Annotated in this window: 21 protein-coding genes and 1 pseudogene; 7 read left to right on the top strand and 15 right to left on the bottom strand. The window is 38.1% G+C overall.

Annotation, left to right across the window (positions count from 1 at the left end; all coding sequences use genetic code 11):
• Positions 1–98: 98 nt before the first annotated feature.
• From NV349_RS09165 to NV349_RS09150, 4 genes are all read right to left on the bottom strand, one after another.
• Positions 99–731, bottom strand: a complete 633-nt coding sequence (locus NV349_RS09165; RefSeq protein ID WP_058844974.1) for a hypothetical protein — start codon at positions 729–731, stop codon at positions 99–101.
• An 8-nt stretch (positions 732–739) separates the two neighbouring features.
• Entirely contained in the window at positions 740–907 is a 168-nt protein-coding gene (locus NV349_RS09160) for a hypothetical protein (RefSeq protein WP_170829807.1), read from the bottom strand.
• On the bottom strand, positions 900–1,085 hold the full coding sequence (locus NV349_RS09155; RefSeq protein WP_036127572.1) for a helix-hairpin-helix domain-containing protein: 186 nt from the start codon (positions 1,083–1,085) through the stop codon (positions 900–902). Before NV349_RS09155 ends, NV349_RS09160 begins: the two co-directional genes overlap by 8 nt.
• A gap of 169 nt (positions 1,086–1,254) precedes the next feature.
• Positions 1,255–1,434 carry a hypothetical protein gene (locus NV349_RS09150; RefSeq protein WP_271913075.1) on the bottom strand — a complete coding sequence of 60 codons (180 nt, stop codon included), beginning with the start codon at positions 1,432–1,434 and terminating at the stop codon, positions 1,255–1,257.
• 70 nt (positions 1,435–1,504) lie between these two features.
• Between NV349_RS09150 and NV349_RS09145 the strand changes: the two genes are divergently transcribed.
• A complete protein-coding gene (locus NV349_RS09145) occupies positions 1,505–2,197 on the top strand; it encodes a class I SAM-dependent methyltransferase (protein ID WP_271913074.1) in 693 nt (230 codons plus the stop codon).
• Positions 2,198–2,312: 115 nt separating this feature from the next.
• Here NV349_RS09145 and NV349_RS09140 read toward each other — a convergent pair whose 3' ends face one another.
• On the bottom strand, positions 2,313–2,753 hold the full coding sequence (locus NV349_RS09140; RefSeq protein WP_271913073.1) for a GNAT family N-acetyltransferase: 441 nt from the start codon (positions 2,751–2,753) through the stop codon (positions 2,313–2,315).
• A gap of 111 nt (positions 2,754–2,864) precedes the next feature.
• On the opposite strand from NV349_RS09140, the gene pdxR reads away from it, so the two are divergent.
• Complete coding sequence (pdxR, locus tag NV349_RS09135) at positions 2,865–4,253, top strand: MocR-like pyridoxine biosynthesis transcription factor PdxR (protein WP_089932380.1); 1,389 nt, start codon at positions 2,865–2,867, stop codon at positions 4,251–4,253.
• Positions 4,254–4,293: 40 nt separating this feature from the next.
• On the opposite strand, the gene NV349_RS09130 is transcribed toward pdxR, so the two are convergent.
• Positions 4,294–5,517, bottom strand: a complete 1,224-nt coding sequence (locus NV349_RS09130) for a GNAT family N-acetyltransferase (RefSeq protein ID WP_036127579.1) — start codon at positions 5,515–5,517, stop codon at positions 4,294–4,296.
• Positions 5,514–6,242 (bottom strand): AAA family ATPase, encoded by a 729-nt coding sequence (locus NV349_RS09125; RefSeq protein WP_271913071.1) that lies wholly within the window; start codon positions 6,240–6,242, stop codon positions 5,514–5,516. The genes NV349_RS09130 and NV349_RS09125 overlap by 4 nt, the downstream gene beginning before the upstream one ends.
• Positions 6,243–6,823: 581 nt before the next feature.
• Between NV349_RS09125 and NV349_RS09120 the strand changes: the two genes are divergently transcribed.
• Both NV349_RS09120 and fumC read left to right on the top strand, forming a co-directional pair.
• Positions 6,824–7,039, top strand: coding sequence for a hypothetical protein (locus NV349_RS09120; protein WP_036127587.1), 216 nt, complete (start codon positions 6,824–6,826; stop codon positions 7,037–7,039).
• A gap of 281 nt (positions 7,040–7,320) precedes the next feature.
• Positions 7,321–8,712 (top strand): class II fumarate hydratase, encoded by a 1,392-nt coding sequence (fumC, locus tag NV349_RS09115; RefSeq protein ID WP_058844968.1) that lies wholly within the window; start codon positions 7,321–7,323, stop codon positions 8,710–8,712.
• Positions 8,713–8,849: 137 nt separating this feature from the next.
• On the opposite strand, the gene NV349_RS09110 is transcribed toward fumC, so the two are convergent.
• The 3 genes from NV349_RS09110 to NV349_RS09100 form a co-directional block, all read right to left on the bottom strand.
• Positions 8,850–9,044, bottom strand: a complete 195-nt coding sequence (locus NV349_RS09110; protein ID WP_036127597.1) for a hypothetical protein — start codon at positions 9,042–9,044, stop codon at positions 8,850–8,852.
• Between the two features lie 515 nt (positions 9,045–9,559).
• Entirely contained in the window at positions 9,560–9,793 is a 234-nt protein-coding gene (locus NV349_RS09105; protein WP_036127602.1) for a hypothetical protein, read from the bottom strand.
• A gap of 380 nt (positions 9,794–10,173) precedes the next feature.
• Positions 10,174–10,623: a hypothetical protein gene (locus NV349_RS09100; RefSeq protein ID WP_271913069.1), complete on the bottom strand. Its 450-nt coding sequence runs from the start codon at positions 10,621–10,623 to the stop codon at positions 10,174–10,176.
• Between the two features lie 272 nt (positions 10,624–10,895).
• Here NV349_RS09100 and NV349_RS09095 point away from each other — a divergent pair, with 272 nt between their 5' ends.
• The 3 genes from NV349_RS09095 (at position 10,896) to NV349_RS09085 (ending at position 12,363) form a co-directional block, all read left to right on the top strand.
• Positions 10,896–11,387: a DinB family protein gene (locus NV349_RS09095; protein WP_036127607.1), complete on the top strand. Its 492-nt coding sequence runs from the start codon at positions 10,896–10,898 to the stop codon at positions 11,385–11,387.
• Positions 11,388–11,736: 349 nt separating this feature from the next.
• Positions 11,737–11,919, top strand: a complete 183-nt coding sequence (locus tag NV349_RS09090) for a hypothetical protein (RefSeq protein ID WP_058844964.1) — start codon at positions 11,737–11,739, stop codon at positions 11,917–11,919.
• A 255-nt stretch (positions 11,920–12,174) separates the two neighbouring features.
• The gene (locus tag NV349_RS09085; protein ID WP_058844963.1) at positions 12,175–12,363 is read left to right on the top strand and encodes a hypothetical protein; all 189 of its coding nucleotides are present in this window, start codon (positions 12,175–12,177) and stop codon (positions 12,361–12,363) included.
• Positions 12,364–12,395: 32 nt separating this feature from the next.
• On the opposite strand, the pseudogene NV349_RS23200 reads toward NV349_RS09085, so the two are convergent.
• From NV349_RS23200 to NV349_RS09065, 5 genes and pseudogenes are all read right to left on the bottom strand, one after another.
• Positions 12,396–12,498 (bottom strand): annotated as a pseudogene (locus NV349_RS23200) (IS1595 family transposase); the annotation flags it as partial.
• 62 nt (positions 12,499–12,560) lie between these two features.
• On the bottom strand, positions 12,561–12,989 hold the full coding sequence (locus NV349_RS09080) for a hypothetical protein (protein WP_271913066.1): 429 nt from the start codon (positions 12,987–12,989) through the stop codon (positions 12,561–12,563).
• A gap of 612 nt (positions 12,990–13,601) precedes the next feature.
• Positions 13,602–14,507: a DMT family transporter gene (locus tag NV349_RS09075; protein ID WP_271913065.1), complete on the bottom strand. Its 906-nt coding sequence runs from the start codon at positions 14,505–14,507 to the stop codon at positions 13,602–13,604.
• Positions 14,508–14,523: 16 nt separating this feature from the next.
• Complete coding sequence (locus tag NV349_RS09070) at positions 14,524–15,069, bottom strand: GNAT family N-acetyltransferase (RefSeq protein ID WP_271913064.1); 546 nt, start codon at positions 15,067–15,069, stop codon at positions 14,524–14,526.
• A complete protein-coding gene (locus NV349_RS09065; RefSeq protein ID WP_271913062.1) occupies positions 15,059–15,592 on the bottom strand; it encodes a cysteine hydrolase family protein in 534 nt (177 codons plus the stop codon). The genes NV349_RS09070 and NV349_RS09065 overlap by 11 nt, the downstream gene beginning before the upstream one ends.
• Between the last annotated feature and the right edge of the window lie 20 nt (positions 15,593–15,612).

Here is a 15,612-nt window from a genome sequence, read left to right as displayed (position 1 = left end):
TCATTGTCACCTCATAGAATCATTTTTTCATTTATTGTAAGCTACACGAAAACAGGCTACTTGATACCGTATGTACTGGTTACCAAGTAGCCCAACTATTATTGAATGACCAAATCTTCTTCTAGTTGCTTGAAATTATGTATAAGACCATATTTCTGTATGCCACGAGCGTGTTCGATGCTCGCATCTGCAAATTGGCGAAACTTTGCTTGATCCTTTACTGTATAGGCATAGACTGCTTCGATTGCGGGTTGCATCCACGGCTGTGTTAGCTTATCACTTGTCATGTCAGCTGTTCTGCCTTCGAGTGCAGCGATATAACAATGTGCATAGCTAGCTAAAGGTTCTTTGCCAATTTTTGTTGCCGCTACTTTCGCGTCACCCAAATTCTCTTCCATGATTGCTTTAATAAATTGATAATTATACTTTACGGCAGGTTGCTTGTAATAGTCGATGATAGCATCAACTGCACGAATCTGTTCTTCCTTCGTCTCATAAGCATTGGCATAAAGTGCAGCAAAGATGGGTTCTTTTCTATGTTTTTTCACCCATTTATCCACCTGCTCCATATTGTTGGTGCGATATAAAATATGTATATGACGATAAATTACCCCTATTGCGAATAACGCAAATATCCCGAGTGAGATGGATAGTCGAACACCTGCTAATGACAGCGTAATCGCTAAGATAATAACCGCTCCATAAAAGAATGTTAGATTTACAATTTTCATATTGCCTCCTACTGTAATTTTCTACGCATTTTACGAGAAAAAATATAGCCTGCCCCTATAAAAAAGATCAAGGCCATCACTTTCATGATTGGAATAATAAACAGCTTGCTAATAAGGAATACAACGATAATATAGTAGACAACCATAGCTAGTAAAAACAATGTTAGCTTATTCACGAGGCTCACTACCTTCCTTTAGAGCCGCTTCAATCGCCGCTAACGCTTTTGGTCCCATCCCATGTAAATGAGCTAGTGTCGTAAGGTCCACTTTTTCCAGCTGCTTCAATTCTGTATAACCCGCTGCCTGTAATGCACGAATTGCTGGTTTTGCTACTCCCTTAGGCCATTCTGTCATGCTTGCACGTCCCTTCACGAAAAAATATTCTCTGCCCTATTATGCAAGCGTCCGCCAAGAAATGCAAATAAGTCAAAATGTCATCATGATAGCATTGAAAACATAGAAAAACCTGCTGCTACCAAAATCGCGATACTATGAAGCCTCCTGTCATCCGTTCATTCATCTATCATATGACATAGCCCGCAAATGCCGTCATAAGCACGGCTAACAAGGTCACATGAACGGAAAGTGTCCCCACAACATAGCTCAGCCAAACACGATGCCCTGCATGAAATTGCTCATTTGAAAACCAAAAGGCTTCGCCAATCTCTTTTATAAAAAGCGATTTCTTTGTCCTTTCAATCATTTTCATTTATACTCAATTACAGATAATAAGGGTCTGTAATATATATAATAAAGCAATGGAGGCTATATCGATGGATAAACTATCAACACATTTATTAGAAAAGGCACGTACATATGAGCAAAGTACTCGTATTTCGGTGCCTGCCTATGACACATTATTTGCCGTGGCTCAAGCCTATTTCCGTTCTCATTTAGGTGAACAAGAGGCATCCCTGCTAGTTGTGGGGGCTGGCGGTGGCAATGAACTTTCCGCATGGGGACCAACGAACCCTCTGTGGACATTCACAGGCATTGACCCAGCTGAGGAAATGCTCCAAATCGCTCAACACAAGGCCGTACAACTCGAATTAGAAAGCCGAGTTCGACTGCTACAAGGAACTATTGAGAGCTTGCCACAAACCACGCCAAAATTCGATGCGGCCAGCTGTATCCTCGTCCTTCATTTCATTGTAGATCGTCAGGAAAAACTACATCTACTACAAAACATTCACGATCAATTAAAGCCCGGAAAACCATTCGTCCTTGCTTGTGCCTATGGAGACCGAGAAAGTGACGAACTACAAGATCGTATCAAAATCTGGCAAAGTGGCTTTTTAGACGCTGGCTACACAAAAGAGAAAGTAGAAAATATGGGTAAAGTCATCATGAATATCTCTTTCATTTCCGATCAAGAAATCCAACAATTATTAAGTGAAGCTGGATTCAAAAACATTACCCGCTTTTTCTCCTCTGGTCTTTTCGCAGGCTGGATGAGTCATGCCTAACACAAGGCCCCGCTATGTCTAATTAGACATGGCGAGGTCTAGCACTTTCGTCCTTTTATGAGCAATCCCATCACCAACCAATCGAGCTCCACGCTTAAGCAACCATACAGCTTAATTACCAATAAATACTATAATAATAGACATTGTTATCAATCGTCATGCCCATCTTTTCATAGAGCTTCTGTGCATTGATGTTATCCGTTGCAGTTTCAAGCATCATGTAACGAGCGTTTTCCTGCTTACAGTAGACGTAGCATTGTTCCATTAAAGCCTGTGCCACCCCTTGTTGTCTGGCTTGTTTGGCAACAAATAAATCGTTTAAGATAAACGCTTTTTTCATGGCTACGGATGAAAAGAGAGGAAATAATTGAGCGAACCCTACTGCCTCATCCTCCTGATACGCAAGAAAAATAATGGACTCTGCCCGTTCTATTCGCTCACGTATAAATTGCTCCGCTTTCTGTATATTAGACAGTTGCCCATAAAATTCCCGATAGGCATTAAATAAAGGCACAACATCCTCAATGGTTGCCTGTGTCACTGTATAAATTTTCATGTTTCGATTCCCCATTTCTTTTTCATTGTCCTTCTTATATGATGGTAGTAAATAATCTGACATTCCAAAAGAAACAATTTCAAATATTTCAACATGTCAAGGTGGTATCATATGGATGACTTTATCTTTCTATTAACAGAAAAAGAGGCTAAATATAAACAAGTGTATCAGCAAATGAAAATACTCATTACACAAGGAACACTTCAAACAAACGATTCTCTGCCCTCCATTCGAAAATTAGCAGAAACGTTACAGGTTAGCCGTAATACAACGTTAACTGCTTACGAACAGCTTGTAGCTGAGGGATATATACGTGGAGAAGGACGCAAAGGCTATTTCGTCAATGCATTAGAGCCAGTTTTCTTGCAGGAACAGGAACAGGAACAGCCAGTTCTATCACAGCCAACCAGCAACACAACATCATTGCTTGTAGATTTTCGTGCTGGGGCTGTTGACCAGACATATTTTCCTATGAAAACATGGCGTCAATTAGCCAATCAAGTGCTACAGGAACCATCATGCTATCAATATGGAGAGCTATTTGGAGATCCCTTGCTCAAGGAGCAGCTTGTACCGTATTTACTACAAGCAAGAGGCGTATCGACAACGAGCGAAAATATCATGATCGGCAGTAGCACACAGCAAATGCTACTGTATGTGGGCTTTTTATTAAAAGACCATTTCCCAAGTGTTCTTTTAGAAGACCCTGGCTATAATGGGGCGCGTGAGGCCTTTCAGTTACATCGTTTTGTCATAGAGACATTGCCAGTAATGGAGACAGGGGCACAACTTGATATACTTAAACATTGTCAATCACGCTTATTGTATGTCACCCCTTCACATCATTTCCCATACGGTGTGTCCATGACCATTCAGCAGCGACAAACCTTAATTCAATGGGCGCAGCAAGTCAATGGCTATATTCTTGAGGATGATTATGATGGCGAATTTCGCTATACACAACAACCATTTCCTGCCCTTGCCTCGATCGACCCTTCAAAGGTAATCTATCTCGGCACCTTCTCAAAATCGTTTTTACCTGGTGTACGATTAAGCTATATGGTCTTGCCGAATACGCTAGTACAGCCATTTAAAGAGCGCTTTGCTCATTTTGAACAAAATGCCTCGTCCCTTCATCAACGGACAATGGCCCAATTCATGGCACAAGGGGAATGGACACGTCATATTAAACGAATGCGCTTGACGTATAAACAAAAAATGCAGCACCTTGTTCAGGAGCTGCAACGACAATTTGGTCCACAAATAGCTGTATTGGGCGAGCAATCGGGGCTTTATATAGTAGTGAAGGTCAAGTCTCCGCTTTCAGAACAACAGCTCATCCAGCGAGCCGAGACTTATGGTGTGAAGGTTTATCCAACAAGCCCGTTTTTTATTAATCAAACAAGTGAGGACCCATTGCTACAATTAGGATTTAGTAAGTTAACAATGGAAGAAATCAAACTGGGTGTCGAACGGCTAAAAGAGGCATGGCAGCCATAACTGGCAACGTTACGGCTCTCCCCCTCGCGCACTAAAAGGCTTAAAAATAATCAATAAATGTTGGGATACCCACTGGCAGGACAGCTTCAAGCAACGCAATTTCCTCAGCACGACCCTGTAGCCGTTCAATTTTTTCTAAATAATTTGGGCGTTTATAGCCTAACAGCATCGTAGCCAATGTTTGCACAGTTAAATGAACAGCATTATCGTTTAACGTCTCACTTACCTTTTGCACAGACAGGTTTCCATCTTTCATTTTGATGATGAATGTACCATTATTCCACGCCACAACGCGATCACTGACAGCAAGCTGAAGCTCGAAATCCTGACTGACAAAGGGATAGCGTAGTAAAAACTCTTTGACATCGACAATTCTCGCCATGAAATAAGGAGAGACCTTTTGAATAATCTCGCTATCCTCTAATAAGAAGGCCACAGCTTCATTTCCCGTTGTTTTCCCGTAAACATTATAAACCATCGAGCTATGTGCCGAGACAAAGTTCCATAAGCCTTTACGAGCCTCTTCCTGTAAATAAACGATTTCATCAATATAATAATTTTCCTCCATTATACGGTAGAACATATAGCCCTGCGCTATATCGTCTTCATCATAATAGACCGCTGCCTGTAGTTGGACATCGCTATCAATGAATTTCTCCTCCCAGAAATCCTCCTGAAATTTTTCATTCCACGCAATGCTATTGCGCACCATTACTCCGTGCGTTTTCTGTGCGTAACGTGCGTAAATATCTACAACATCCTCATGTTTGGGATCAACACGACGAATTTTCCCATTGAGTCCCGCATAATGCGGAAGCTGTGTATCCTTCACCTGAAACTCTACAATATCGCTCATAATTTCCCATCCCTTTTTGCGATAATAAGGGATAGAATATGGAAATAAATAGGAAATGCATTGTCCTTCATTTCGCATACTTTGCAGGCTTTCAATAATCAAGCTCTCCATTAAGCCATGCCCAGAATACTCAGGGTATGTGCCAACTGCTGTGATGCCGCCCATTTCATAAATTTTGCCATGTACATTAACCTCAAAAGGTAGACTTAAAATTTGGGATACAAGCTGTTTGCCATCAAACCAACCAATGGCATGCCCTTCATTAAACTGCCTGCTCTTGGCATTTACAAAACGGCGATCCTTGTGAATGGACATAGACATCTGAAATACATAATTCAGTAAATCAATGGACTGTGCCATTTCGTCTAATCGAATTTCTCGCATGACTAAGCCTTTTCGTTGATTCATAATTCCCTCTCCTCATCAAATAACTCACGTAAAATGAATTGCGGTGCATCTAAAAAACGTTTAGTGACGATGTAATGAATGGTATCCTCATAGCGAATCGATTCAATCTCTCCTTCATCAAAACTATATATTGTAGCATTGGGATAGCCCAGTAAAATGGGCGAGTGTGTGGCAATAATAAATTGGGCTTCATGCTCTAGATCCTTGATAATTTTCAGCAGGCTTAGCTGCCTCGTTGGAGACAATGCTGCCTCAGGCTCATCCAATAAATAGATAGCTTTGCCATTAAAACGATTCATAAATAATGCAAGAAAAGATTCACCATGAGATTGGTGGTGCAACGACTTCCCACCAAAAGCGTTATATTTCCTTGGATCTTCTAACAAATCAATATGACTGGCAAATTGATAAAATGTTTCTGATCGTAGAAAAAAGCCATTCGAGATTTTCGGCATCCACGACAAGCGGATATATTCACCCAGTGAAGACTCTGCCTTATGTACGTCATATAAATTCTGGCGACCACCACCCGCTGTATTAAAATCGCAGCGATCTGCAATTGCTTCAAGTAATGTTGATTTCCCCGACCCATTTTCTCCAACAAAGAACGTTACATTTGTCGGAAACTCCAGCTCATATAAATCCTGCAAGCTTGGGATATTAAAAGGATACATTTGTTTATTCGGAATCGTGTCCTGTAATACCTTACATGATTTTAAATACATCTCGTTTCCTCCTTTCTCTTATTATAACGAACATCGCCCTAGCTGAAACATAATACACCTATCTCACGAGTCAAAAGAAAAATAAGAATAGTCAATCAAATCATAAACACATTATATTTCTCTAAAAGAACCCATCTGAATCCCTAATCAAATCATTGTCTGAAATAGCTTAGGAAATCCTTACTATTCCCTCATAACCCTATGAGATATTTCCCGAGAAATAAATAAAGGATATGTCGAAAGTTGCAATTCTCATACGTAGAATTATGTCATATTTTTGATTTTCAAATAAAATAAAACCTTTTGTTGGTGAAGTATTTCAGAATGAACCACGCTTTCTCCGCAACAATTATTGGTTTTCCTAGCAATTGGCTCATTTCAATGATTTTATTGCGCAGACATTTTGGGAGATTACTTATGGGGAATGCTTTATGAGCAATTTGGAAATCTCGGTGAGCGAGTCCCTTCAATTGATGAACGCTTAAAGAAGCTCCAATCTAATCAACCACTTCACCAAAAGTTCTATCTACTATGCCCCACTCATAAATTGAGTAACATCAAATGTTAGAAGGAGAAGAGCGATGTTTGTGACTCATTTTTATGAAAACAAGACGTCTGTTTTAAGCCAATTGCTCGTTAAACTGCCTACAGTGGAAGAGGATATTCGAATTAAAGGGCGCAAAGCCAAGGTGATAGAGGTACTTCAAATCGATGACCATAATTTTCAGGTAAAGGTTTTATTTGAAAAAATCCCTAAAAAACAATCGTTGAAAGAAATCGGAAAGAAAAAGAGATAACGCCTCACAGCGCCGTTTATTTCTTAGAAATTCGGGAAAACCAAAGATAACGATTGCGAATTATTCTCATCATTAATTTCTTCAAGAAAAACCGTTGACTTTTTAATTGATAACAATTATCATTATCAGTAGATTATTTCTTTTCTCCAAATTGCTTAATTCAGAATCCCCCTCTTTTTTGAATAAGCATGTATCAAACGGATATTCTTACATCAGACTAAGAGTATCCGTTTTTATCTGTATATTAGGAGAGTTTTACATAATAAAGGAGCTGTTTGAACATGGATTATCGTATTGAAAAAGACACAATGGGTGAAATTAAAGTACCTGCTGATAAAATTTGGGGTGCGCAAACACAGCGCAGTAAAGAGAATTTCCAAATTGGTACAGAGCAAATGCCGATTGAGCTTGTGCAAGCCATGGCTATTTTAAAGAAAAGTGCTGCGATTGCGAACAACAAACTAGGCAAACTTTCTGATATTAAAACGAATGCCATCGTACAGGCTGCAGATGAAATTTTAAATGGTCAATGGGACGATCAATTCCCACTTGTTGTTTGGCAAACAGGTAGCGGTACACAATCCAACATGAACGTGAATGAGGTCATTGCACACCGTGCGAACCAATTATTAAAGGACGCTGGCGAAGCTGATATTGTTCATCCAAATGATGATGTCAATAAATCACAAAGCTCAAATGATACATTCCCAACAGCATTGCATATTGCAGCTGTGTTAAAAGTGGAAGATTACTTATTACCACGACTTCGTCTATTAAAATCAACGTTAGAAGACAAAGCAGCCCAATTTAAAGATATTATTAAAATTGGCCGTACGCATTTACAGGACGCGACACCTCTTACATTAGGTCAGGAAATTAGCGGCTGGGCAGCCATGCTAGCAAAATCCGAGCATATGATACTCCAAAATATTGACTACATGAAGGAGCTTGCGATTGGTGGCACAGCTGTTGGTACTGGTATCAACGCTCATCCTGAATTTGGTGATCGTGTAGCAGCAGAAATTAGTGAACTAACAAGCAAACAGTTCACATCGGCTGCGAATAAATTCCATGCCTTAACAAGCCATGATGAAGCTGTTGTTGCTCATGGTGCATTAAAAGCATTAGCAGCTGATTTAATGAAAATTGCTAATGACGTTCGCTGGCTTGCGAGTGGCCCTCGTTCTGGTATTGGCGAAATCACAATCCCTGAAAACGAGCCAGGCTCATCGATTATGCCAGGTAAAGTAAACCCTACCCAAAGTGAGGCTATGACAATGGTTGTCACACAAGTAGTCGGCAATGACGCGACAATTGCCTTCGCCGCTTCTCAAGGGAACTTTGAACTAAACGTCTTTAAACCCGTTATTATTTACAACTTCTTACAATCGACTCGCCTATTAGCCGATACAATGAAATCATTTAACGACCATTGTGCTGTAGGCATTGAGCCTAACACAGAAGTACTAGATCATAATTTACAAAATTCATTAATGCTTGTAACGGCATTAAATCCATACATTGGTTATGAAAACGCAGCAAAAATCGCGAAAAAAGCGCACAAAGAAGGCACTACTTTAAAAGCAGCAGCTATCGCAAGTGGTTTACTAACAGAAGAGCAATTCGATGAATATGTCGACCCAGCAACGATGATTTATCCAAACGTCAAATAAAATAAATGCAAGTTGATATATCAATGTTTTAGATCATGTCCCCTATTTTGAGCCTCGGCTAGAAAATACGGTATGATTGCACAAGAAAAAAGATTGGAGCTAAAAAGCTTCAATCTTTTTCTTTTTGAAGCCCATCATTACTCTTTAATGATTTGCCGTTTTCTATAAAAAATCAGAGCTAAACTCGCAACAATTAAAACAAACATACTAGCAATCAAAAAGAATAAAGATAACATTCTCTTTTCTCCCCAGTTGTTAAATGCTTGTGAGAAGCCAATAAAAGCCATCAAAAAAGATAGTACCAATTGTAGCTTTGAAACTTCTTTAAACAATAGCATACCCACCTTCTTATTCACCTGATAATGTGAGGTATTAAATGCACATGGAGAATAATAAAACCGTTGGAATGTGAGTGGATGCCCTACCAACAGATGTAACTTAACTGTAAAAACTGATTTAACCTGTTAAGCTTTTGGTATTGGCCCTACTTAGTCAATTTCTTTTTAAGTAATTTATTATTAGATATAGCAACTTCTATAATATAAATCATACATATTGCTAAAAATAATAGAGACCAATTGATTTTTCCATCCAGTAAAAGCGTATAGATAACTGAAATCACACAGTATAATAATATAATACTAGCAATAACTATGCCTTTTTTGTTCTTCATTTTCTCAACCACTTTCTCTTTTCTACAAGCTACTAATATCAAAATATCCTAACTTCATTATACAATATTTAACCATTTTTGTATTATTAAACATGTTATTTTTGAGCATTGATAATGAAAAAAACACCTGCCGAAGCAAGTGCATTTTAAAACATCAATCCAAAATTGGGCACATTAATAAAAGCATTGTTCTCCAGAGTACACGCTTAAATGTTCAATGGCTAATGCTATTGCACCTTCCTCCGTTTCAACCAAAGTCAAATCTTTTTTTATTGGACGCCAATACTCATATTCATACTCTTCTTGCCACATAAATACTTCTATAGTATAGAGACAATCCTTACGTTTAATAATTTGAACTTTATATTGGCTACTCTGAGACATTATTTCCTTTATCAATTGTTCCATCCATTCACCAACTTACTAGTATTTCTCATACAACTTCTCTACACTGTCATCCTTTAGCTCGCTCGCCTACATTGTATAGCGCTTTCTTTTTCAGAAATCCCCTTTTGTATTGTCACTTTATTTATTTTCACTCCATTTTCTGGCGTATCAGTCAACATTATATGGATTCTATCAAAGGGAACATCACCATGATGTGCACTATAATTTAACGCATTTGCCTGAACAATATGTCTCCTTGTATTGCCATCTATTGTTTCAACTTTATCGATTTTTGGACACATGATAAAATCTGCGTAAGTTTCATCGAGATAGGAAAAATACCTGCTATATAAAGTTTCTTAAAGCAACTCATCTTTTGGTGCCCCAACACTTTCATATTTTCAGCCAACTAAGAGCCAATCATAAAGTTCTACTGATTTCAATCGAAGCTTTTTATTATTACTTGTATAGATAACCTCACCATCTGCAATCGTGCATGTTTTTACTTGGTTTTGGGATACACAATTATAAGCTGGTTCAATAACTGCAACGTCTCCGTTTTTTAGTTTTATTTTCATTATCGAGATGATGGAAGTTTGATTTAACTCTAACTCATTTGCTTCTTCGGAAGGGCTTGATGTATTTATCCAGTTAACAATCTTATCGATAATCACTTCCTCATATCCATCATTTTCCTTAAACAAACGAGTTTCCCCGTTTAAACGATTTACTTGAATAAATGAAACATCTACTTTTTCCAATTTTGGTTGAATACTCGCCTTTACTAATAGCAATTGTATCGGGAAAAATAATCCAAAAATCACCATGACTAGTATGACTAACCTTCTCAAGAATTATCGCCACCTCTAATGTAAATTTTGTAAGTATTTTTCCCTTATATTATAAATAAATACTTAAGCAAATCCATCAGATCCGGATACAAAACAGAACGTCATTCAATAGCCTTTCTTGTTCTTCTAACCTGCACTGAGCCTAAGCAACTCAATGCTCTTTAGTTAACGTCCCTGTTAGTATATTTTCACTCCTATATACTCTTTTCGGAAAATTTGATAAATTAATAGTAAGTCATGTTTAGAAGGTTACAAAAGAGGAGGCTATCTCAATGAGTAAAAAGGAACTCTTGCAAAATGGAGTCAATCAAGTTTTTTTCGAAGAAGAATGGTATCCACCACTATCAGAAGCATTAAAGAATCTCACTGCTGCACAAGCATGTTGGCAACCAGAAGGAAAGGCCGCTAATACGATTTGGGAAAATACTAACCATTTACTAGCCTTTAAAGAGCGCTTACTTTCTCGCTTACATAAAGATAACTCATTTGTTGCTCCACAAAATAATGATGAAACGTTTGTCCAAGGTGGAGCGAATGATGAGGATGCTTGGCAAGAAACTGTGAAGCGAACACTTCACGTACATGATGCCTTACAATCTTCATTAGCATCCCTTCAAGAAGCAGAATTGGATCAACCTAGTCCTTCTCTTCCAGTTTGGCAACAATATCTAAATATCCTTTTGCACGATGCTTATCATACAGGACAAATTGTACAACTTCGTAAACTACAAGGTTCATGGCCAGCTAAACGCTCCTATTTATAAACGATGCTTAAAATTGCTTGACTATTGCATACAACAAAGCGATTTAAAAGCAAATCTGACTGTTATATCAAATAAAATCCCAATTTCCTAGTGTTCAAATTGAGAAATTGGGATTTTTTTCAACTCACAAATAGCGCTTTTTTCTGGAATAATTATAGCTAATGAGTTACTAATATTCATCACACTTTATATTTGTATGCAACTTGAACGATTAACTGAAATTTATTTTCCCCTCGCCTTAAACTACTATCCGTTTAGCAATCTGTCCCTTCCCCCAAAGAAAAGGCACAATTCTTTTAGCAGAATCGTGGCTGGTTGTTAAATTTTATTTTTAAGGGAGAGCTGTTGATTGCTTTGGCTAAAGCGTTTCTATTATTCACCAAAAGATGTAACAGCAATGCTCCATACAATTAATGCAAAAGAGATTGTTAACCAAACTGTGTTAGCAGTAGTTGGTTGTTCTTTTTTTACTTTCTTTATTATTTCTACAAGGTTTAGACAAAATATAATTGCTAAAATCGGCATTAAATAAATACTAATGAACACAAATACTATCATATATGAAACGTTCACCTCCAAAATAATTATACCAAATTCTAACAATTGTACGATTATTAAACCAAACTGCCCTGGCAGTTTAATAATATCTATACTCGTTTTATTTTAGGCTGGTTTCGTAAAGATTATTGCCTTTTTATAGATCAATAAATGTGCAGTATAATAGAAACAGGTAGATTGAAATATCATATTTGATAATATATTAAAGATTAAGAAAGGAAGGATGATCATGACGAAATTATCTTATAGTGGTTTAAAATATGGAGAAAGTGATGTGGAAATAAAATTATTGGTGGATGTACAAAATGATTGGTGCGAGATAACGCATACCAAGAAAGTGTCACAAGTAATGAATAAATCAACTGGGGAATATATCACAGTAAATCGAAACACCTTGAAATGTGAGATTGTTTCATAATACGAAACAAATAAACTTTTTGCAACTAACTATACCGATATACTAACACAATGTAGACAAGCCATCTGAGAAACGAGTTTCACGAATGTCTTTGAGTATCTTTGCAATATCCTGGCATTCTTCGGGGAAGAGTTTATTCCGATCGACTTCCAATAAACAATTCTAATAAAGGGTGAGGCTTTTCGCTTCAATCTTTATTAGAATTGATTTTTGATTGTAATCAAGTATTTTTCATTCATTTCGAGCTGGTCGATTGAGAGTTGGTCTAACAGGAGCTCGAATTTCTTTTCGCTATCCTCCCCTTCTTCCCCCTTCCAGCAAATGTAGATTTCGCAATAATCACCTTTTGGCAGAAGTTTTTTCAGGAAGTTACAAACAAGAAGTAATGTGCTTTTGGATTTTTCGTAGTTATGTGGCGAATGCACTTTATTGTCGTTATGCATTTGCCAAATGGGACTCCCTTTTGCTTCAAGCTCATATAGGTATGGCGTTGTAAAATGTTGATGCTGAAGCATTTGACGCTCTTCGCTACTAAGGAACAAATCTGTTATTTCAACTTCATCTTCCATATCGTCGTCATTTATTGCAGCCTGGAAATTTAATCCTATGTAGGTTACCATGCTCATTTCATTCATTCTCCTTATCAAAAACACCCTGTAAATGTACAGGGTGTCAGCAACGTAGCTGTTGGTATCGTAAAAAGACGTGCATTTTTGTACGATGTTCTAAATTCCTTACCTGTGTCACCATGCCATAGGTCACTCTCTGAAGCAATGGCTTGAAGGACATAGGCTTCAAGCGACGGGTTGTCCGCTTCTTTTTGTGAGGCTTGCTACCGTACCATGTTAACTGTAATGGCTGATGCTTTGATGGTTTGATATTGCGGTGGTGTTTTTTGTTCAATATACAATGTTGTGTAATATGCATCCGCAATAACAATCAAATAAATAATGAATAATAATCGTTTTGTTCAATGGTTCAAAAAATATTTCTCCCTTTTTTCAAATCTGCTATTAAAACTTGTCTACTTAATCATACGAGCAACACGAAAAAAGGTTTCAATATTTTATAAGGGAGACAAATTTTCGTCCCCCTTACGTCTGCAAACTTCTGCCACCATCATTTTCCCAACGGTCAATGTCCCAATGATCCTCTTCTTTTTCTCTGCTACTTGCCATTGTACTCGATTGAACGAATGACATTTTGTCCCTCACCCTTTTCAAGCGTTCTTCTCTATTTTATGAAGGGGAGGAGGTTTTCGTTCCTCGTAAAAAAGGCTTAAATTGAAAGCCTAAGGCAATCGCTGCTCCTATACAGCTAGAGAGGCAGCCTATGATTAAATACAGATTAAGTGTAGATTCCCCTATGACAACAGAAGCAATCCCGCCAATCACAGGGAACAACGCAACCATGTAGCCACTCTTCGCCCCGCCAATTTTTTCTACTAGCTTTAAATAAAATAGCCAGGCAAGAAATGATGCGATAATCGTTAAATACAGTAGGGCTGATAAATAGGTAATGGATGTAGGCAAGACGATTTTGTGTCCTTGTATCCAGACAATACCACACATGACTACACTGCCGACTGTAAAACCAATGGCATTGGCATAAATGGGGTCAATCTGGCGCTTTGCATTTCTTGCAGAGCTTGCATCCCCAATTGCTGTTAGAACAGTACCGAGTAAAGCAATTAGGACCCCTTTTAAATCAGCCAAACCTGAAAAACTATGTAAAGTGGGATAGATTAATACCCCAACACCGATTACCCCTAAAATACCACCGATTAAAACGCGACGATGTAATGGTTCTTTAAGAAATATTCGAATAGCAATGGGCGTTAAAATTACTTTTAATGAAAAAATTAAAGTGACAATCGCAGCGGAGCTCAACATCGTCGCATAGTATAAAGCTAAATAACTGAAGGCAAAATTACAAATACCAAAGACGATAATAAATGGAAAATCATGCTGCTGCGGCTTACCCTGTGGTTTCATCAACCAAGCAAGTAGGCCAAATAAAAAAGCAGTTATAACTAAACGATAGGTTAAAGATAATTCTAGACTGACTGGGGTTCCTTGAATCTTTACTGCAATAAAATTAAGTCCCCAGACAATTAAACAAAAAATATACATAAAATTGGTCATATCTGTTCCTTCTTAACTAGGGTTGCCATCTACCCATTATGATTGTGTGATAGTACTTACCATCTGCAAGGCATTTATCATTTTTCAAAATACCTTCTACTGTAAAGCCCCATTTTTCATAGAGCTGTATAGCTTTTTCATTCGTTTCTAGCACTTCTAATGCCATTTTCCGTACACCATTGGCATCTGCCCAATCAATAGATACTTGTAGTAGAGCTTTTCCAATGCCATAGCCCCAAAAAGCCTTCCTAACACCGATGCCAAATGTTACTTTATGGGCAAGTCTCTTTAATGGAGATCCCTCACATCTGGAGTACCCAACGATTTGATCACCTACAACCGCTACTAAACACAGATTTTTCGGACTTGCTGTATCCTGCTGAATAAGCTGCTCGAAGCCCGCTTGATCGATGAATGCCTCCCCCTGCTCTCGGTCGAAGTTTTCTGTTTCACCGTCCAATTGTAGGCGCAAATCCGATAAAGCTTGAGCATCCTCAAGTTGTGCACAGCGAATAATATAGTCTAGCTCTTTTATATGAAACGCTTTTTGGTCAATGAGCATTTGGGAACTCCTCAACTGGCTGAATTTTTACAAAGCGATTACGCCATTCGGATTCGTGATGCTGAATGATCTGAGGTGCTGCGAGTACTTGACTATTTAAGGTGCTATGTGCATCTTCGATTAAAATATTATGATGGTAGCCATGACTAAAAGCGCTGCGAATCGTCGTATCAAGACAAAACTCTGTTTGAGCACCTGCGAAAATCAACTGATCAATGTGCTGTTCGTTCAAATATTGTGCAAGATCCGTTTGATAAAAAGCATCCCAAGTTGTTTTTTGAATCACTTTATCTTGTGCCTGTCTAAGCAGTCCATGATACAGCTCCCACCCTGGCTGACCCTTTGCAAAATCAACATCATTGGCCTCTGTATGTTGAATAAAAATAATTGGGACTTCGTTATGACGTGCCCATGTGATTACCGTATTGATATTTTTAATAATCGTTTCATCATTCCATAGATTTTGTTGGCTATCCAAAAAGAAAGCCTCTTGGATATCAATAATAATGAGTGCTTGCTTCATAACGTTCTCCTTTATGCTTC

The organism is Lysinibacillus sp. OF-1 (genome assembly GCF_028356935.1).
Classification (GTDB): Bacteria; Bacillota; Bacilli; order Bacillales_A; family Planococcaceae; genus Lysinibacillus; species Lysinibacillus fusiformis_D.
Note: the sequence above shows the minus strand (reverse complement) of the source record. Positions and strands in the feature narration are given on the sequence as shown.